Below are 17,531 nucleotides of genomic sequence, written 5' to 3'. Positions count from 1 at the left end.
CCCGTCACTCGCCACGTGCCACGTGCCCGCCGCCCTCTCGCCGCCCCTCGTGGCCGCCGACCCGGCCTACGCTCGAGGGGTGATCGAGACGACCGACGGCCTCATCCCGCTCGTCGACCGGTGGGTCGAGGGCTGGGCGCTCTCGCGTGGCGCCGCCCGTCACCGCGACGGTGACGCCTGGCGGGTCGACGTCGCCGCCGCGACCCGCGCCGTCGAACGGATCGTGGCCCGCCCGACCCCGGACGAGCTCACCCGCCTCGTCGACGAGACGACCGCGCCCGACGTCTGGCTGTCGGTCGTCGGCCCCCTCGACGACGTCGCCCGCGCGACCCTGGCCCGGCTCGACGCCGTGACGCACGCCGAGCGGATGATGACGAGCCGCGTGTCGGCGCGGCCGCTCCCCGCGGGCGTGATCGTCGACGGCGACGGCGACGACGACGACGACGGTGACGGCCGGGTCGTGCACGTCCGGGTCGAGGTCGACGGCGTCGTCGCCGCCCGCGGCCAGGCGGCGGTCGTCGGCGAGGACGTCGTCTTCGACCGCATCGCGACCGAACCCGACTTCCGGAGGCGCGGGCTGGGCAGCCGCGTCATGGCCGGCCTCGAGCACGGGGCCGCCGCCCGAGGAGCGACGACGGGTCTGCTCTTCGCGAGCGTCGACGGTCGCCGCCTCTACGAGAGCCTCGGCTGGCGCGAGGTCGCCGAGCTGGGGACCTGGCGGGGTCGCGGCCTCCCGGGGTGACGACCCGCGCCTCCTCGTCGGTGGCCTCGTGGCCGCGGTACCGCGCGGGGCGGTCACCTGCCACGATGACCTCGTGACCGAGCGCGCACCCGATCCGACGGCCCGACCCGAGAACCCGTCGAGCCGCGGCCCGGCCCGGGTGCGTGAGGTGCTGGCGGCGTTCTCGGTGCTCGGGGTCACGTCGTTCGGCGGCCCGGTCGCGCACCTCGGGTACTTCCGGGCCGAGGCCGTGAGCAGACGACGCTGGCTCGGCGACACCGCGTACGGCGACCTCGTCGCGATCGCGCAGTTCCTGCCGGGCCCGGCGTCGAGCCAGGTCGGGTTCGGGCTCGGCCTGCTCCGGGCGGGGCCCGTCGGAGCGCTCGTCGCCTTCGTGGCCTTCACCCTGCCGTCGGCACTCGTCATGTTCGTCATCGCCACCGGCGTCGGCCTCTTCGAGGGTCCGGTGGGCTCGGCGATCGTCACGGGGCTGGGGATCGGCGCGGTCGCGATCGTCGCCCATGCCGTGATCGGCATGTCCCGCGCGCTGGCACCGGACCCGACGCGGGCGAGCATCGCGGTGGCCGCGGCCGTCCTCGCGCTGGCGCTGGCCGGCCCGGCCGGGCAGCTCTCGGCGATCGCGCTGGGGGTGTTGGCCGGGCTCGCCTTCTGTCGGGGGTCCGACCCGACGGCCGGAGCGGCGGTGCCCGCCGTCCATCCCGAGCCCCTCCGGTTCCCCGTCTCGCGGGCCGCGGGCGTCGTCTGCCTCGTGGCCTTCGCCTCCCTGTTGGTCGGCCTTCCCGCCGTCGCCGCCGCGACGGGGTCGGGGTCGATCGCGCTCGTCGACGTCTTCTACCGGGCAGGCGCCCTGGTCTTCGGCGGTGGGCACGTCGTCCTGCCGTTGTTGCACGCCGGCCTGGTCGAGCCGGGCTTCGTCGACGACGAAACCTTCTTGACGGGTTATGCCGCCGCTCAGGCCGTTCCGGGCCCGCTGTTCACCTTCGCGACCTACCTCGGCACCGTGGCCGGCATCGGGCCGGGAGGCGCGCTCGGGGCCGCGCTCGCGACCGTCGCGATCTTCGCGCCCGGGTTCCTCCTGCTCGTCGGGGTGCTGCCGTTCTGGAACGCCCTGGGGAGCCGGGCACCGGTCCGGGCCCTGATGCGCGGGGCCAACGCGGCGGTCGTGGGCCTCCTGGTCGCCGCCCTCTACGACCCCGTCGTCACGACCGCGATCACCGGGGTGGCGCCGTTCTGCCTGGCGCTCGTCTGCTTCGTGCTGCTGGTGGTGTGGCGGACCCCGCCGTGGGCCGTCGTCGCGGTGGCGGCGGCCGGCGGACTGCTGCTCGGGGCCCTGCCCGCCTGACCCCCCGACCGGGCGGGACCCTGCCCGCCTGACCCCCCGACCGGGCGGGACCCTGCCCGCCTGACCCCCCGACCGGGCGGGACCCGGCGAGGCACCCTCGCGCCGCCCGCACCCCGTGTTCTGCTGGAGGCATGCCGTTCGACCAGAGCCTCGTCCCGTGGATCATCGCCGCCGTTCTGCTCGTCGCCCTGATCGTCGTCGCCGTCGTGCTGCGGGCGCGGGCGAAGCGGGCCCTGGCCGCCGCGAAGGCGGCCGCCGACGAGCAGGCCCGGGCCGCCCGCGAGCAGCACGAGGCCCTCGCCGCGGCCCACGACGACGCCCTGGCCCAGGCCGCCGCCGACCACGCCCGCGAGCGCGACGCCCTGGGCGCCGAGCGTCAGGCCGCCCTCACCGAGGCGAAGCAGGCCCGCGACCTCGTGGCGTCCGGCCTCAAGTGGGAGGCCACCTCGCGCGACGACATCGCCGACGCCTGCCGCCAGCTGGGCGTGGACGCGGTGTTGCTGACCAACGTGGTCTTCGTTCCCGTGGCGACCGGCGCCTCCTCGCGGTTCGTCGCGCAGGTCGACCACGTCCTGCTCGCCGAGACCGGCGTGATGGTGATCGAGAACAAGGGCTGGAACGGCATCGTCTTCGACGGCCTGACCCCGAGCAGCGTGTTCCCGGCCTTCGCGGGCCTGTTCGACGAGAGCACCATGACGCCGCCGTTCGCGCTGCAGGTCGTCAAGGACTCGCCCACCGTGCTGACCGTGCGCACCCACCTCGGCCGCGAGGCCCCCGCGTCGCAGGTGCGGCGCCAGGCGCAGCGGCTGTCCGACCGGGTGCAGGCCGAGACCGGCGTCCGGCTCTGGTTCGACACCTGCGTCTTCTACTCGCACCGCGACGCGACGGTCTTCGCGACCGAGCGCGACGCCACCGACGGAGGCGCCGCCACGGCGATCGTGTCACACCGGTCCCAGCTGGCAGGCGTCGTCCGCGAACTGACCTCGCGTCCGACGAAGAAGCTGTCCCGGGCCCGGGTCGACGACCTCGCCCGGCTGTTCGCGTCGTACGGCGCCGACGTGCTGCGCTTCGGCGCCCACGCCCAGGAGGCGCGAGTCGCGTCGGCGCCGGAGGCCACGGCCCCCGAGGCGGCGGCCCCGGACCCCGAGTCGGAGGGCGCGGCCACCACCGCCGCCGCCACCGCCACCGCCACCGCCCAGGATGCCCGGGGGTCCGACCCGACCGAGTGAGTCAGGCGTCGCCTGTGGACGACGCCTCGCCCCCAGGAGGCACGGTGCCGGTTCCGCCCACACCGCGCCTCCCCGGGTCCGCGGCCCGTCGGCGGCACCCTGTAGCGTCGTCGGGAGACGAGACAAGACGACACCTGTGGTCGACGGGCGATCCAGGGGCGAGGGGACCGGCATGGGACGCGTGACGGAGGGCGCCGACGCGATCGGGCGGGCACTCAACACGGCCCTGCGACGCGTGCCCGTCGAGAAGGTGCCGCTGTTCCGGCAGTCGTTCATCGCCCTGCTGATCGCGCTGGCCGCGGTGCTCAGCGCCACCCTGCCCTGGCTGATCGTCACCGACGCGGTCACGATGTGGCTCGGCGTGGCGGTCGCCGTCGCGGCCCTGGCGTTCGCCGCCGCGATGGCCCGCCACACCCGGCTCCGCCGGTGGGAGCTGCTGGTGCCCGCGGCCGACTTCGTCGCCGTGGGGCTGCTGCGGTACGGCACGGGTGACCAGCGATCGGTCTTCCTGCCGATCGTGCTGCTCGCGGTCGTCTGGGTCGCGTCCTGGCCCGGTCGGCGCAACGTCCTGCTGCCCCTGGTCGGAACGTGCGTCACCCTGCTGCTGCCGTACCTGTTCACCGCGGACGGTCGGGGCCCGAGCGAGTTGATCCGGCTGGCGTTCGCCCTGGTCGTCTACGCGACCGTCGCCGCGGCGGTCAACGAACTCGCCCGGCAGGCGAAGGCCCGACTCGAGCGGGCGCGGGCCCAGCAGCACGCCCTCGAGCGCGAGCTCAACCGGGCCGCCGTGGTGCAGCAGTCGCTGCTGCCGCCGGACGCCTCGACCCTGCCCGACGCCTTCGCGGTGTTCGGGGCCTGCGTGCCGGCCCGCGAGGTCGGCGGCGACTTCTTCGACTGGTACCCGACCTCGACCGGCATCGCCGTGACCGTCGGCGACGTCATGGGCAAGGGCGTCGGCGCGGGCATGATCGCGGCGGCGGTGCGCTCGGTGATCCGCAGCAGCGTCGACGACGGCGATCCGGCCGAGGCCTTCCACCGCGCCTCCGTGGGGTTGACGACGAGCGCGTACGACACCGAGACGCAGTTCACGACGTCGTTCCACGCGCGCATCGACGCCGACGGCGGCGTGCTCTGGGCCGACGCGGGGCACGGCCTGGCCTTCATCCGTCGAGCCTCGGGGGCCGTCGACCGCCTGAACTCCGCCGACCTGCCCATCGGGGTGGGCACCGGCTGGCACCGGCACCGCTCGCAGCTCGACGAGGGCGACGTGTTCGTGTGTGTCAGCGACGGCGTGCTCGACCTGTTCCCCGTCGAACTCGAGGCGATGCACGACCTCGAGCGACTGCTCGCCGCGACGCCCGAGCCGGCACGCATCGTCGAGGTCGTCGAGCGGCTCGCCCGCGAGCGCGACCGGAGCGACGACGTGACCGTGGTCGCGACGACGCTCGTGCCGACGTCGGTGCCGGCGCGTCCCTGAGCCCCGCGGCCTGGCATGCTGGCCCGATGACCCGCGCCCTGCTCATCGTCGACATCCAGCTGGACTACTTCCCCGGGGGCGCGTTCCCGCTCGTCGAGCCCGAGGCGGCGGCCGCTGCCGCCGGTGACGTGCTCGAGGCGTTCCGGGCGTCGGGTGAGCCCGTCGTTCACGTCTTCCACGTCTCGACCGGCGAGGGCGCGACGTTCTTCCGGCCCGGGACCGACGGCCTCGCGTTCCACCCGGCCGTCGAACCCCGCGACGGCGAGCTGGTCGTCGAGAAGCACGTGCCGAACAGCTTCGTGGGCACAGGACTCGAGGCCAGCCTCCGCGAGCGCGACGTGACCGAACTCGTGATCGTCGGGATGATGAGCAGCATGTGCGTCGACTCGACCACGCGGGCCGCGCACGAGCTCGGTTTCGCCTGCACCGTCGTCACCGACGCCTGCGCGGCCCCGGACCTCGTGCACGGCGGGAGGACCGTCGCCGGCCGCGACGTGCACGCCGCCTTCATGGCCGCCCTCGACGGCAGCTTCGCGACCGTCGTCACGAGCGAGGCGCTGCTCGCCGCCTGAGCGCCCTGGGTGACGCGGGACACCGCGTGACGCTCCTGGCCGCCCCGCCCGCCGTCCGGGCGCCGGGCGCCGAGCGCCGGGCGCCAGACGCCGGACGCCGAGCGCCGTTCCGTGCCGCTCCGGGTCTTCCCGCCACGAAGTGAACACCCCGCCATCTTTTTGCGTGGCGGGGTGTTCACTTCGTGGCGGGGTGGCGGGGTGGCGGGCCGGCCGGACGGCGGGACGGCAGGCCAGCGGTGTCGGCGGGCTGGCCGCTCGGTGGCGGCGCCGGTGCCGACGCCTGCTATCCCCGACGCCTGCTCGCCACCAGTGCGACCACGAGCCCGGTGATGACGGTGGCGCCGACGGCGTTGGTGACGCGGGCGCGGCGGCGGTAGCGCTGGTGGGCCTGGTCGGTGGCCTCCATCGCGGCGATCGTGACGGTCTCGGCGACGTCGCGCACGGTCTTCTCGGCCCGGTCGGCGATCACCTCGGCGCGGTCGACCAGGTCGTGGGCCGACGACCCGGCCCGGTCGGTGACGTCGCGCACCACGGTCTCGGCCCGGCCCGCGAGGTCGTGCAGGGCACCGCGGGCCACGGGCGGCACGACGTCGGAGGTGTCGATGAGTTCACGGGCCCGTCGTGCGGCGCGGGTGACGAAGTCGTCGGGGTCGGTGGTGCTCATGCGGCTCTCTCCGTTCGCCCGTGCACGGGTGCCACGGGTCCCCGCCATCGTGCTCCCCTCCGGATGATGAGGGTGCGCACGGCCAGCACCGCCGGACCGCAGGAGGCGCGGGTCGCGTCCCCGAGGACGTCCCCACGCACCACGCACCACGCACCACGCCAGGATGTGAGCACAGCGCCAGCCCTTGTCCTGGCGTCGTGTCCACATCCTGGCGTCCTGCCCACTTCCCAGCCACCGTGCCCACATCCTGGCGTCGTGCCCACATCCTGGCGTCGTGTCCACATCCTGGCGTCCTGCCATCCGCAGCACCCGACCCCGCCAGCCGCACCGCACCGCACCGCACCGCACCGCCGTCGAGCGCGCAGACTGGCCTCTGACCCTCCGACGGAACGAGCCACTCCCCCATGACCACCACCGTCCTCCTCGCCGGCGCGACCGGCGACCTCGGCCAGCGCATCGCCCGCGAACTGCTCCGCGACACCACGGACGACGTGCGCCTGCGCGTCCTGACCCGCCCCGGCAGCACCGGCGCGACCACGCTGTTCGCTGACGACGACCGGGTCGAGGTGACCCGCGCCTCCTACACGGACGTGCCCGCCCTGACCGACGCCGCCCGCGGCGCCGACGTCGTCGTGTCCGCCGTCAGCGGCACCCGCCCCGTGATCGTCGACGCGCAGCGCGCCCTCCTCAAGGCCGCCGTCGCGGCGGGCGTGCCCCGGTTCATGCCCTCGGACTACTCGGCCGACTTCCGCAGCATCCCGCCGGGCAGCAACCGCAACTTCGAGCTGCGTCGCGAGTTCGCGGCCGACGTCGACGCGGCCCCGATCCGGGCGACGTCGGTGCTGAACGGCATGTTCACCGACCTGCTGACCGGGGACGCGCCCCTGGTCCTGTTCGACCGCAAGCGGGTGCTGTTCTGGTCGTCGGCCGACCAGGTGCTCGACTTCACGACCAAGGACGACGTCGCCCACGTCGTCGCCCGGGTCGCGCTCGACCCCGAGGCACCGCGCGTCGTGGAGGTCGCCGGCGACCGGGTCACGGCCCGCCAGGTAGCCCGCACGATGAGCGAGCTCACCGGCACGTCCTTCAAGCCGCAGTGGGCCGGCACGACCGGCACCCTGTCGGCGATGGCGGCCGTCATGCGTCGCACGTCGAAGGGCGACGACACCTTCCCCGCCTGGCAGGGCATGCAGTACTTCGTCAACATGTTCAGCGGCGACGCGAAGCTGCGGCACGTCGACGGCGACCGCTACGGTCCCGCACACTGGACGACCGTCCGCGACGTCCTCGCGACACGGACCGGTGACGCGCCGCGTTCTTCGGTGTCGGCTCCCGCCTGACCAGAGGACGACGAGGCGCGGGTCGCCGACCCGGGACGCCGCCCGCGCCTGCCCCGCCGCGCCTCCCCGCGCGCCTGTCCTCCTGCGCGCCCGCTTGCCCGCCCGCGCGCCCGCCCTGCCCGCGCGAGCCTGCCTGCCTGCCCGCCCGCGCCTGCCCGCCTGCCCGCGCCGAGAAAACGGTGGCCCTTCCCCCCGACGGGTAGGGCCACCGTTCATCGCCGAGTGGTGAGCAACGGCGGACCTCCACGGTAGGCAGCGACCGAGCCGGGCCACCATCCACCGGACGCGGGGTCTCGGCCGATTCGCGCGAGGGGGTGTTCTGCCCGCCCCCGAGGGTCGAAAGATGCTCGCGGAGGGTCCAGAGGTGTTCGCCGGACACCGCGTGGCCACGTGTCACGGCGTCGACGAGGCACGACGCGTCCTCGGCGAGGCCTTCCTCCCCGTCGAGTTCCCGACGGCGAGCCCCTCCGGCCACCTCGGGCTCGAACTGAACGCCGTGAGCACGGGCCGGTTGACCCTCGGCTACATGAGGTTCGACCGGGCCGTCCGCCTCCGGACGGCGGAGCCGGACAATTACCACGTCGACATCCCCACCGCGGGTCGGGCCGTCCTGCGCGCAGCCGGCGGGCGGCGGGTCGACGCGACACCCCGGTCCGGGGGCGTCTTCATGCCCGGCCGACCGGTCGACCTCGACTGCGGGGACGGCTTCGCGCAGATCGCCCTGATGATCCCCCGCGCCGAACTGCAGCGCGAGCTCGAGGACCTGCTCGAGTCGACGTCCGTCGCCCCGCTCGAATTCGAGGCGGAACTCGACCTGGCGACGGACGGACAGGTCGTGCTGCAGGCGGTACGGGTCGTCGACGAGGCGTCCCGGCGGGAGGACGGCGTCCTCCAGCACCCGCTCGCCGTCCGCAACCTCGAACGATCGCTCGTCCACGCCCTGCTCCTCTCGCAGGGTCACAACCACTCCGAGGCGTTGCGGGCTCCCGTGCCGCAGTCGGGCGGCCGGGCGGTCGCCCGCGCGATCGAGCTGCTGCGCGCCGATCCGGCCCACGACTGGAGCGTGGCCGACCTGGCGGCGACGACCGCCACGAGCGTCCGCAGCCTGCAGGAAGGCTTCCGCCGGGCCCTCGACACGACCCCGACGGCCTACCTCCGACGGCTGCGGCTCGAACGCGTGCGCACGGACCTGGTCGCCGCAGGGCCCGGGGACTCGAGCGTCACCGACGTCTCGGCCCGCTGGGGGTTCACGCACCACGGCCGCTTCGCCGCGGCCTACGCGGAACGGTTCGGCGAGCGCCCCTCCGACACGCTCCGCGCCTCGTCCGGTCGCTGAGCGGGGACGAGGAGGCGCGGGTCGCCACCGAGGGCTGCGTGCCGGCTCGACGACCGTGAGAGACACGGGATCGACCAACCCGTCGCCGGGCCGGGTCACCCCTCGGGTCCGACGTTCTCAACCCCCGGGTGGATGCCGACCCCGGCCCCCGGTCGCCACGATGGCGTGTGCCGTTCACCCCCAGCCATGCCGTCGTCGCCCTGCCGTTCGTCCGCACGCCCCTGCCGTTCGGGGCGGTCGCGGTCGGCTCCATGGCGCCGGACGTGCCGCTGTTCTTCCCCGTCGGCGTGACCTACGAGCAGACCCACGGGTTCCCGAGCCTGCTGCTGTTCTCGGTGCCCGTCGCGGTGCTGCTGTACCTCGTCTGGCGCGTGCTGCTGCGGCCGGCGGCGCGGGCCCTGCTGCCGACGTCGATCGGATCGCGCCTGCCGACGTCGTGGGACTCGCACGGTCCCGTGCCCGGCGACGGGAGCGACCCCGGCACCGGCTCGGGGGCCGGCCTCGCCCGCACCGCCCCGTGGGCCCTCCTCGCCCTCGTCCTCGGCGTGGTCACCCACGTGCTCTGGGACGCGTTCACGCACCCGGACCGGTTCGGCAGCACGCTGGTCCCGGCCCTGGCCGAACGGTGGGGGCCACTGGTCGGGACGCAGTGGGCGCAGTACGCCTCGTCGCTCGGCGGGCTCGTCGTGCTCGCGATCGCCGCCGCCCGGTACCTCCGGCGCACTCCGCCGGCGCCGGCGAGCAGCAGACCGGCCACCGTCTCGACCCGGCGGATCCGCCTCGCCTTCTGGGGCTCGCTCATCGCGGCCCTCGTCGCCGGCGTCGTGGTCGTCGCCTCGACCCGGGGACTGCCGACCGACGTCCACACGGCCAAGTCGTTCACGTTCTTCGCCGGCACCCTCGCGGGCGCTCTCGTCCTGGTCGCGACGGCCGTCGCGGCGGTGGCCGTGCAGCTGGCGCGGTCCGGCCGCGCACGGCGGGCCTGAGGCCCGGGGCCGGGGCCCGGCGCCCGCGGCTCCGACCCCGGAGCCCGCGCTCCGACACCAGGAGGCGCGGGTCGCCTCGATCGGGGAGCCCGCTACCGTGGGCGCATGAGCACCGAGGCCTGGGAAGACCGCGTCGCCGCCCTCTGGGCCGACGAGACCGTCGACGACGAGCAGCGCATCGAGCGCATGACGGCCCTCGCCGCCGACGCTCCGCACCCTGCGCTGGGCGAGTTCGAACTCGGGGGTGCGCACGACTCCGGGGGCCGTGAGGCCGAGGCCCACGGGCACTACGCGGCGGCGACCGAGGCCGGCCTCGACACCGTCGACCCGGCCCGGGCTGCGCAGATGGTCGTGCAGCACGCCTCGACCCTGCGCAACCTCGGCCGGGTCGACGAGGCCATCGCCATGCTGCGCGACGCTCCCGAGCACCCCGCCACCGGAGCCGCACCGAAGGTCTTCCTCGCGCTCGCCCTGCACAGCGCCGGCCGCTCCGACGAGGCCCTGCGGGTCGCGATCGAGGCCGTCGAGCCGACCCTCCCCCGCTACCACCGCTCGGTCCGCGCCTACGCGGCCGCGCTCACCGGGGACTGACCCGTCCACGGACCGGCCGAGGCACCGACCCGGCGCCGAGATGGCCACCGGCCCCTGCCGCCCGTAAGGTTGTCACGACATACGTTCGGCTGAGGGGACCACATGACCGACGCGAAGCTTCCGGCCGACCTCTTCGCCGACCTCGACCGCAGCAGCCCCATCCCGTTGTGGTTCCAGATGTCCACGCGGCTCGAGGCGGCGATCCTCGGGGGCCAGCTGCCGGCGGGCGCTCGACTCGAGAACGAGGTCGGACTCGGCGAACGTCTCGGCCTGTCGAGGCCCACCGTCCGGCGAGCCATCCAGGAGCTGGTCGACAAGGGGCTCGTCGTCCGGAGGCGCGGGATCGGCACCCAGGTCGTCCACGGACCCGTGACCCGCAACGTCGAGCTGACCAGCCTGTTCGAAGACCTGACCGACAGCGGCAAGGCCCCGACGACACGCCTGCTCGCCCACCAGGTCGTCACGGCCGACGAGAAGACCGCTCTGGCTCTCGGCATCGAGGTCGGCGACCGGGTCAGCCACGTACGGCGCCTCCGCCTGGCGGACGGTGTCCCCGTCGCGGTGCTCGAGAACTACCTGCCCCTCGACCTCGCTCCGTTCTCGGACGCCGACCTCGCCGCCCAGGGCCTGTACCAACTGCTCCGGGCCCTCGGCGTCACGATCCGGGTGGCGAAGCAGCGGATCGGGGCCCGGGCCGCCCACGCCGACGAGGCCCAGCTGCTCGAGATCGAACCGCGCGGGGCCGTGCTGACCATGACCCGCACGGCTTACGACGCGTCGGGTCGGGCCGTCGAGGTCGGGCACCACTGCTACCGCCCCGACCTCTACTCGTTCTCGATCACCCTCGTCGACAAGTAGCCGCCGGGCACCACGCACCCGACGGCGGGCATCATCGGGTGCGCGGTCCGGGACCCTGCCGCTCAGCCGGCCTGTCCCGCGGCCGAGGGCACCGTCAGTTCACCCGTCACGTACTGGGCCACCCCGAAGCCGAACGACCAGTCCTGCGGGCCGTTCTCGACGTAGCCGATGAAGACGTCCTCGCCGGCCACGCCCACGGCCTCGAGGCCTGAGGCGATGCGGGCGTACAGGGCCTGTTTCGCGTCGTCGGTGCGTCCCCGCTGGGTGAAGATCTGGATCATCACGACTCCACCGGAGCGTTCGAAGCCGAGCCCGGCGTCCTGGGCGATGATGCGACCGGCCGGCAGTTCGTTGATCACGTGGAAGCGGTCGCGAGGCGGGATGCCGTAGACGTCGACGATCGCGTCGTGGACGGCGTCGGCGATCGCGGTGATCTGATCGGGGCTGCGACCGGGCAGGAGGTCGATGCGGACGAGGGGCATGGGTTCTTCTTTCGTCGGGTGTGGTCGGGGATGGTGAGGTGCCGCGGGGTGCCGCAGGGGCCGGACGGGTCGACTGCTCAGACGCGTGACGCGGCGTCGATGCGCGCCAGGATCTGCTCTCGTTGGTAGCGACTGACGCCGTCGACGGCTTCGTCCTCGGCGAAGACGCTCGAGACGGCGATCGTGTCGTCGCGATCGAAGAAGCCCAGCCCCTGCAGGCCGCCGAAGAAGCCGTCCCAGTCGACGTCACCGTCCCCGATCTTCAGGTGCTGGTGGACGCGGGCCGCGTTGCCGGGCGGATTGCTGATGTACCTCAGCCCGTGCGAGCGGCGGTGGTCGAAAGTGTCGGCGATGTGGACGAGGCCGAGTGAGTGCCCGGCGGCGGCCATGATCCCGGCCATGTCGCCGCCGTAGTGGAAGGTGTGGCACGCGACGTAGGCGAGACCGACCTGCTTCGTGTTGAGGCCGCGGATGACCCGCAGGGCTTCGAGTCCGTCCTCGACGAAGTCGTCCGGGTGCGGGTCGATGAACACGCGGATGCCCTCGCGTTCGAGGACGGGCAGCAACTCTTCCATCGACCAGTAGAACTGACGCTCGGATTCTTCGGACAGCTCGGGACGACCACTGAACTCGGTGTTGATCACCTCGACGCCGAGGCGGGCGGTGATCTCGATCACGCGCTTCCAGTGCTTGACGGCGGCCCGACGGGACTCCTCGTCGGGACCGGACCACCGCAGGACGGGCAGGACGGACGCGATCTCGACCCGCGCCTCCTTGCAGGCCGCCGCGAAGGCGTCGACGAGGTCGTCGTCGGCCTTCGGGTGCCGGAAGAACGGGATGAAGTCGCGGTGCGGGGTCAGCTGCAGATGGTCGTACCCCAGCTCGGCGACCTTGGCGGGCAGTTCGAGCAACGAGTGGCTGTGGTGCAGCGGGGTGGGGTCGAGGGCGATCTTCACCACCGGTCACTCCCCCGTCGCGGCGGCACGGGGCAGGTCGTAGAACGACGGCTTGGCCATCGCGTAGTCGACCTCGACGCGGCGGCCGGTCTTCTGCGCCTCGACGCCGGCGGTGGCGACGACGCTCGCCAGGTAACCGTCCCAGGCGCTCGGACCGTCGATGGTGCCGTGGTGCGCGGCGTCGACCCAGCGCTGCACCTGCGTGTCGTAGGCGGCGCCGAAACGCTCCTTGAACGTCGGTGGCACGGCCACGGCCGACCGGGCGGCCGTGGTGAGCTGGAGCCCGGTCTCGCGCCCGATGGAGGCGACGCCGCTCTCGAAGACGGCGTCCGTGGTGACCTGGTAGCCGAACTGGATGTTGACGTTGATCTCGACGATCGCCATCGTGCCCGACTCGGTCTCGAGGATCACGAACTGCGGCTCTCGGAGCCCCTCGGGCGCGAGCGAGTTGCGGCGGGGCTTTTTCACCTCCACCGCGACGATCGGCTCACCGGCGATGAAGGGGACGGCATCGATCTCGTGGATGACGGAGTCGAGGATGAGCATCTCTTCTGAGTAGCTCGGCGGGGTCGTGGCGTTGCGGTGGGCGCAGTGCAGCGCGAGCAGGGCGCCGTGCTCGCCGGACGCGACGAGGGCCCGGAGGTCTCGGTACCCCTGGTCGAAGCGACGCATGAAGCCGACCTGGATGTGCGGCCGGTCGAGCTTCTGCTCGGCCTCGAGCACGCGGAGCGAGGCGGCCTCGTCGGTGGTGAGGGGCTTCTCGCAGAGGATCGCCAGCCCGCGGTCGAGTGCGGGCAGGAGGACGGCCTCGTGGAGGAAGCCCGGGGTGGCGATGATGACGGCGTCGATCTCGGTGGCGGCGAGCGCCTCGTCGAAGTCGGCCGCGGTGATCGCGCCGGGGGCGGTCGCCGCCGCGGCGTCGGCACGAGCGGTGTCGGGGTCGACGACGGCGACGACGGTGGCCCCGCTGATGGTGGACGTGATGCGGGCGACGTGGTCGGCGCCCATCATGCCGGCACCGACGACGGCGACGCGGAGGTCGGGGGTTGTGGTGGTCACGGGTGTTCTCCTTCGGGGCGGGGGTGTCAGCGGCGGGACGTCAGACGAGACGGGAGCGAGGCGAGCAGCTCATGATGTGCTCACGCGTGCGGGTCGCGATCCCGAGGGGCAGGTCGATCGATTCGACCGGGAACATGTCCTGCTCGACGATGGCGAAGATCTCGGGGTCGATGCGGCTGACCGCGTCGAGCACCGGGGCCAGCTCGGGCACGCCTCGGGGCGGTTCGACCATGACCCCCTGCGCGACCGCGTCCCCGAAGGGCACGTCGTTCTTGAGCACGGTGAACCGCAGGTCGGAATCGACCTGCTTGAGGTGCAGGTAACCGATGCGGTCGGGGTACTCCTCGACGAGGCGCACGGAGTCACCGCCGTAGTAGGCGAAGTGCCCGGTGTCGAGGCACAGGTTCGTGTAGCGCACGTCGGTCTCGGCCAGGAACCGCTCGGTCTCTCGGTAGGTGCCGACGTGGCTGTCCGCGTGGGTGTGGAACTGCTGCTTGACGCCGAATTCTTCGAGGAGCGCCTTGCCGAGCTTGTCGTGGCCGGCGCCGAGCGCCGCCCACTGCTCGTCGGTGAGGGTACGGGCTTCGAGGACCTCGCTCGTGGCGTCGCTGCGCCAGAGGTCGGGGATGACGACGAGGTGCTCGGCACCGAGCTCCGAGGCGAGGCCGGCGACGGCGAGCGCTTGGTCCCACGCGCGTCGCCACTGGTCGTCGCCCTTGTGGAACCCGGTGAAGACCGTCCCGGCGGAGAGCTTGAGGTCGCGCCGACCGAGCTCGTCCTCGAGCTGGTGGGGGTCGGTCGGCAGGTACCCGTAGGGGCCCAGTTCGATCCAGTGGTAGCCCGCCTGCTGCACCTCGTCGAGGAACCGCGGCCAAGGGATCTGACCGGGGTGCTCGGGGAACCAGACGCCCCACGAGTCGGGTGCGGTCCCGATGCGGAGCCCGCGCCCGCCCGGACCGGTGGGCGTGGCGTCGGGGTCGGTGACGGTGTCGGTCATGGCGGCGGTGCCTTTCGAGAGGGTGCGGGTGAGGTGTGGCGGTGTCAGCCGAGCAGCGGGCGCTGCGCGGCCTGCTGCTCGCGGTAGTCGGCCAGGGCGGCCGTGGTGCTGTCGAGGGTCGAGACCTGCGCGACTGGGACGTCCCACCAGCCCTCGCCGTCCGGGGCGTAGACGAGAGGATCGCTGTTCACGTGGATGAGCGTGCTCGTCGACGACGCCTTGGCCGCGGCGAGGGCTGCGGAGAGGTCGGCGACCGCGTTCGGCGTCGGTTCCACCTCGACGACGTCGAGCCCGTAGCTGCGGGCGTTCATCGCGAGGTCGACGGGTAGCACCTCGGTGCCCTGGAAGTCGAGGGAGTCGGGATCGAGCTTGCGGTAGAGCGTGCCGAAGCGTTCGGCCCCGACGGTCTCGGAGAGGTGGCCGATCGAGGCGTAGCCGTGGTTCTGGACGAGCACCACGATGATCTTGATGCCCTCGGCGACGGCGGTGACCAGTTCGGTGTGCAGCATGAGGTACGAGCCGTCACCGACCATGACGATGACGTCGCGGTCGGGTGCTCCCCTCTTGACTCCGAGACCACCGGCGATCTCGTAGCCCATGCACGAGAACGCGTACTCGACGTGGTAGCCGAGCGCGTCGCGCACCCGCCACAGCTTGTGCAGGTCGCCGGGCAACGACCCGGCCGCCTGGACCACGACGTCGGTGGGGTCGCTGGCCGCCTGGACGGCGCCGATGATCTCGGGCTGGCCGGGCAGGGCCAGCCCGGACGGCTGGAAGGCCTCGTCGACGAGGACGTCCCACCTCGCCTTCTCGGTGGCCACGCGAGCGGAGTGCTCGTCGGGTACCCGGTGCACGGCGAGCGCCTCGGCGAGGGCGTCGAGCGTCTCGCGGGCGTCGGCGACGACGGGCAGTTGCGAGCCGTGCTTGTAGGCGTCGAACGACGTGACGTTGACGTTGACGAACCGCACGTCGGAGTCCTGGAAGGCCGTCCGGGAGGCGGTGGTGAAGTCGCTGTACCGGGTGCCGATGCCGATGACGAGGTCCGCCTCGGCGGCGATGCGGTTCGCGGCCGTCGTGCCGGTGGCACCGATGCCCCCGAGGTACTGCGGGTGGTCCCAGGGGAGGGCCCCTCCGCCGGCCTGCGTCGTGCCGACGGGGATGCCGGTCGCCCGGGCGAAGGCGTCGAGCTGTTGCTCGGCGCCCGAGTAGAGGACTCCGCCGCCGGCGACGACGACGGGGCGCTTCGCGGCCTTGATCGCGGCGACGGCGCGTTCGAGCGGTCCCCGCTCGGGGACGGGGCGCCTGACGTGCCACTCGCGGGGTTGCAGGAACTCGTCGGGCACGTCGAGCCACTCGGCCTGGACGTCCTCGGGCAGGGCGATCGTGACGGCGCCGGTCTCGGCCGGGTCGGTCAGCACGCGCATCGCGGCGAGCGCGATCGAGAAGAGCTGCTCGGGCCGGTCGACGCGGTCGAAGAACCGCGACAGCGGCCGGAACGCGTCGGTCACCTGCAGGGACGTGTCGTGGGGCAGCTCGATCTGCTGCAGCACCGGGTCGCTGACCCGGGTGGCGAAGGTGTCGCTCGGCAACAGCAGGGCGGGCAGCCGGTTCGTCGTCGCGAGCGCGGCCGCGGTGAGCATGTTGGCGGCACCGGGACCGACGGAGGCGGTGCTGGCGTAGGTCGCGCGCCTCCGGTGCATGCGGGCGTAGCCCACGGCCTGGTGCACCATCGCCTGTTCGTTGCGGGCCTGCAGGTACGGCATGAGCCCCGGGCGGTCCACGTGGTACTGCTTGAGCGCCTGGCCGACCCCGGCCACGTTGCCGTGGCCGAAGATGCCGAACATGCCCGGGATCGTGCGCTCTCGCACGTCGCCGTCGACGGTCCACTGGTTGGCGAGGAACTCGACGAGTGCCTGGCCGACGGTGAGTCTCTTCGTCGTCATCGACGCGGTCCTTTCGAGGGAGCGGTGGGGAGGTAGGGCAGCCGGGGGTCGGGGGCCTGGGACTCCCAGCCGGCACGGACCCACCCGTGGGCGGGGTCGTCGGTGATCAGCCAGGCGCGCTCGGGGTCGGGCCCCGCCATGACGTTGAGGTAGTAGAGGTCGTAGCCCGGGGCGGCGACGGCGGGGCCGTGGTACCCGTACGGGACGAGGGCGACGTCGCCGGTGCGGACCAGCTCGTTCACGTCGATCGGCCCCGCAGGTGAGCCGTACGTGGCGAACATGCCGAACGGGTCGGCCTGCTCGGGGGCGTCGAGGCCGCGACCGACGGCGGATTCGAAGTAGTAGATCTCTTCGAGGTGGGACTCGGTACCGGGCACGGCCTCGTCGTGCTTGTGCGGAGGGTAGGACGACCAGTTCTCGGCGGGGGTCACGACCTCGCAGACGATGAGCTTCTGGGCGTGCAGCCCGTCCGGGGTGCCGAAGTTGTGCACCTGGCGGGTCGACCGGCCGGCACCGCGGATCTCGACGGGGATGTCGTCGCGACGGAGCACCTGCACGTCGAGCACCTGGTCGGCCGGTGCCTCGGCGACCGCGACCCGACCGTGCCCGGTGACCACCGCCTCCGTCCGGACGCCCAGGTAGGCGACGTCGGCCGGCCCGTCGAAGACGGACGCCCGCCCGGCGAGCTCGACGGTGCCCGACCCACCTCGGTCGTCACTCCACTCGATCACGACGTCACCGGCCAACGGCACCACCATGCGCTCGACCCCGTCGGCGGCGAGGGTCGACGAGACGCCGTCTCGGAGCTCGCCGATGCGCAGGCCGGTGTGCTGCCAGCCGGCGAGGTCGCCGTCGACGACGGTCTGCCAGCCGTCGCGGGTCAGGTCGCCGCGGGGGAAGAACCAGCGGGGTTCGTCGTTCATGTCGTCCACCTCATCATCGAGCGGAGCGGCCCGG

General features: G+C 73.3%; 17 protein-coding genes. 10 read left to right on the top strand and 7 right to left on the bottom strand.

Annotated elements, in window-relative coordinates; all coding sequences use genetic code 11:
* Window positions 1-79: 79 nt before the first annotated feature.
* The 5 genes from ACIOSR_RS10900 (at window position 80) to ACIOSR_RS10880 (ending at window position 5,362) form a co-directional block, all read left to right on the top strand.
* The gene (locus ACIOSR_RS10900) at window positions 80-742 is read left to right on the top strand and encodes a GNAT family N-acetyltransferase (protein WP_402752608.1); all 663 of its coding nucleotides are present in this window, start codon (window positions 80-82) and stop codon (window positions 740-742) included.
* A 73-nt stretch (window positions 743-815) separates the two neighbouring features.
* Window positions 816-2,084, top strand: coding sequence for a chromate efflux transporter (gene chrA / locus ACIOSR_RS10895; protein ID WP_402752607.1), 1,269 nt, complete (start codon window positions 816-818; stop codon window positions 2,082-2,084).
* A 131-nt stretch (window positions 2,085-2,215) separates the two neighbouring features.
* Window positions 2,216-3,313 (top strand): nuclease-related domain-containing protein, encoded by a 1,098-nt coding sequence (locus ACIOSR_RS10890; protein ID WP_402752606.1) that lies wholly within the window; start codon window positions 2,216-2,218, stop codon window positions 3,311-3,313.
* A 172-nt stretch (window positions 3,314-3,485) separates the two neighbouring features.
* Window positions 3,486-4,790, top strand: a complete 1,305-nt coding sequence (locus tag ACIOSR_RS10885) for a PP2C family protein-serine/threonine phosphatase (protein ID WP_402752605.1) — start codon at window positions 3,486-3,488, stop codon at window positions 4,788-4,790.
* A 26-nt stretch (window positions 4,791-4,816) separates the two neighbouring features.
* Window positions 4,817-5,362: a cysteine hydrolase family protein gene (locus ACIOSR_RS10880; protein ID WP_402752604.1), complete on the top strand. Its 546-nt coding sequence runs from the start codon at window positions 4,817-4,819 to the stop codon at window positions 5,360-5,362.
* A 283-nt stretch (window positions 5,363-5,645) separates the two neighbouring features.
* Here ACIOSR_RS10880 and ACIOSR_RS10875 read toward each other — a convergent pair whose 3' ends face one another.
* Entirely contained in the window at window positions 5,646-6,026 is a 381-nt protein-coding gene (locus ACIOSR_RS10875) for a hypothetical protein (protein WP_043597691.1), read from the bottom strand.
* A gap of 404 nt (window positions 6,027-6,430) precedes the next feature.
* Between ACIOSR_RS10875 and ACIOSR_RS10870 the strand changes: the two genes are divergently transcribed.
* The 5 genes from ACIOSR_RS10870 (at window position 6,431) to ACIOSR_RS10850 (ending at window position 11,137) form a co-directional block, all read left to right on the top strand.
* Window positions 6,431-7,366 (top strand): NmrA family NAD(P)-binding protein, encoded by a 936-nt coding sequence (locus ACIOSR_RS10870; protein ID WP_402752603.1) that lies wholly within the window; start codon window positions 6,431-6,433, stop codon window positions 7,364-7,366.
* Between the two features lie 364 nt (window positions 7,367-7,730).
* Window positions 7,731-8,702, top strand: a complete 972-nt coding sequence (locus tag ACIOSR_RS10865) for a helix-turn-helix domain-containing protein (RefSeq protein WP_402752602.1) — start codon at window positions 7,731-7,733, stop codon at window positions 8,700-8,702.
* A 167-nt stretch (window positions 8,703-8,869) separates the two neighbouring features.
* On the top strand, window positions 8,870-9,688 hold the full coding sequence (locus tag ACIOSR_RS10860) for a DUF4184 family protein (RefSeq protein WP_402752601.1): 819 nt from the start codon (window positions 8,870-8,872) through the stop codon (window positions 9,686-9,688).
* Between the two features lie 105 nt (window positions 9,689-9,793).
* Window positions 9,794-10,279, top strand: a complete 486-nt coding sequence (locus ACIOSR_RS10855) for a tetratricopeptide repeat protein (RefSeq protein ID WP_402752600.1) — start codon at window positions 9,794-9,796, stop codon at window positions 10,277-10,279.
* A gap of 102 nt (window positions 10,280-10,381) precedes the next feature.
* Window positions 10,382-11,137 (top strand): GntR family transcriptional regulator, encoded by a 756-nt coding sequence (locus ACIOSR_RS10850; protein WP_277959022.1) that lies wholly within the window; start codon window positions 10,382-10,384, stop codon window positions 11,135-11,137.
* A 62-nt stretch (window positions 11,138-11,199) separates the two neighbouring features.
* On the opposite strand, the gene ACIOSR_RS10845 is transcribed toward ACIOSR_RS10850, so the two are convergent.
* From ACIOSR_RS10845 to iolB, 6 genes are all read right to left on the bottom strand, one after another.
* Window positions 11,200-11,619, bottom strand: coding sequence for a tautomerase family protein (locus tag ACIOSR_RS10845; RefSeq protein WP_402752599.1), 420 nt, complete (start codon window positions 11,617-11,619; stop codon window positions 11,200-11,202).
* A gap of 77 nt (window positions 11,620-11,696) precedes the next feature.
* Complete coding sequence (locus tag ACIOSR_RS10840) at window positions 11,697-12,575, bottom strand: sugar phosphate isomerase/epimerase family protein (RefSeq protein ID WP_402752687.1); 879 nt, start codon at window positions 12,573-12,575, stop codon at window positions 11,697-11,699.
* 6 nt (window positions 12,576-12,581) lie between these two features.
* Window positions 12,582-13,634: a Gfo/Idh/MocA family protein gene (locus ACIOSR_RS10835; protein ID WP_371740426.1), complete on the bottom strand. Its 1,053-nt coding sequence runs from the start codon at window positions 13,632-13,634 to the stop codon at window positions 12,582-12,584.
* Between the two features lie 40 nt (window positions 13,635-13,674).
* Window positions 13,675-14,631: a sugar phosphate isomerase/epimerase gene (locus ACIOSR_RS10830; RefSeq protein ID WP_123571056.1), complete on the bottom strand. Its 957-nt coding sequence runs from the start codon at window positions 14,629-14,631 to the stop codon at window positions 13,675-13,677.
* A 44-nt stretch (window positions 14,632-14,675) separates the two neighbouring features.
* The gene (iolD, locus tag ACIOSR_RS10825) at window positions 14,676-16,574 is read right to left on the bottom strand and encodes a 3D-(3,5/4)-trihydroxycyclohexane-1,2-dione acylhydrolase (decyclizing) (protein ID WP_402752598.1); all 1,899 of its coding nucleotides are present in this window, start codon (window positions 16,572-16,574) and stop codon (window positions 14,676-14,678) included.
* A complete protein-coding gene (iolB, locus tag ACIOSR_RS10820) occupies window positions 16,571-17,497 on the bottom strand; it encodes a 5-deoxy-glucuronate isomerase (protein ID WP_402752597.1) in 927 nt (308 codons plus the stop codon). The genes iolD and iolB overlap by 4 nt, the downstream gene beginning before the upstream one ends.
* Window positions 17,498-17,531 lie beyond the last annotated feature (34 nt).

Origin of the sequence: Frigoribacterium sp. NPDC087798 (genome assembly GCF_044742985.1) — a bacterium.
Classification (GTDB): domain Bacteria; phylum Actinomycetota; class Actinomycetes; order Actinomycetales; family Microbacteriaceae; genus Frigoribacterium.
Note: the sequence above shows the minus strand (reverse complement) of the source record. Positions and strands in the feature narration are given on the sequence as shown.

Coding starts and splice junctions, on each gene's coding strand:
- ACIOSR_RS10850 (WP_277959022.1), top strand. CDS start 10,382: ATGACCGACGCGAAGCTTCCGGCCGACCTCTTCGCCGACCTCGACCGC.
- ACIOSR_RS10890 (WP_402752606.1), top strand. CDS start 2,216: ATGCCGTTCGACCAGAGCCTCGTCCCGTGGATCATCGCCGCCGTTCTG.
- iolB (WP_402752597.1), bottom strand. CDS start 17,497: ATGAACGACGAACCCCGCTGGTTCTTCCCCCGCGGCGACCTGACCCGC.
- ACIOSR_RS10855 (WP_402752600.1), top strand. CDS start 9,794: ATGAGCACCGAGGCCTGGGAAGACCGCGTCGCCGCCCTCTGGGCCGAC.
- ACIOSR_RS10875 (WP_043597691.1), bottom strand. CDS start 6,026: ATGAGCACCACCGACCCCGACGACTTCGTCACCCGCGCCGCACGACGG.
- iolD (WP_402752598.1), bottom strand. CDS start 16,574: ATGACGACGAAGAGACTCACCGTCGGCCAGGCACTCGTCGAGTTCCTC.
- ACIOSR_RS10830 (WP_123571056.1), bottom strand. CDS start 14,631: ATGACCGACACCGTCACCGACCCCGACGCCACGCCCACCGGTCCGGGC.
- ACIOSR_RS10870 (WP_402752603.1), top strand. CDS start 6,431: ATGACCACCACCGTCCTCCTCGCCGGCGCGACCGGCGACCTCGGCCAG.
- ACIOSR_RS10885 (WP_402752605.1), top strand. CDS start 3,486: ATGGGACGCGTGACGGAGGGCGCCGACGCGATCGGGCGGGCACTCAAC.
- ACIOSR_RS10880 (WP_402752604.1), top strand. CDS start 4,817: ATGACCCGCGCCCTGCTCATCGTCGACATCCAGCTGGACTACTTCCCC.
- ACIOSR_RS10845 (WP_402752599.1), bottom strand. CDS start 11,619: ATGCCCCTCGTCCGCATCGACCTCCTGCCCGGTCGCAGCCCCGATCAG.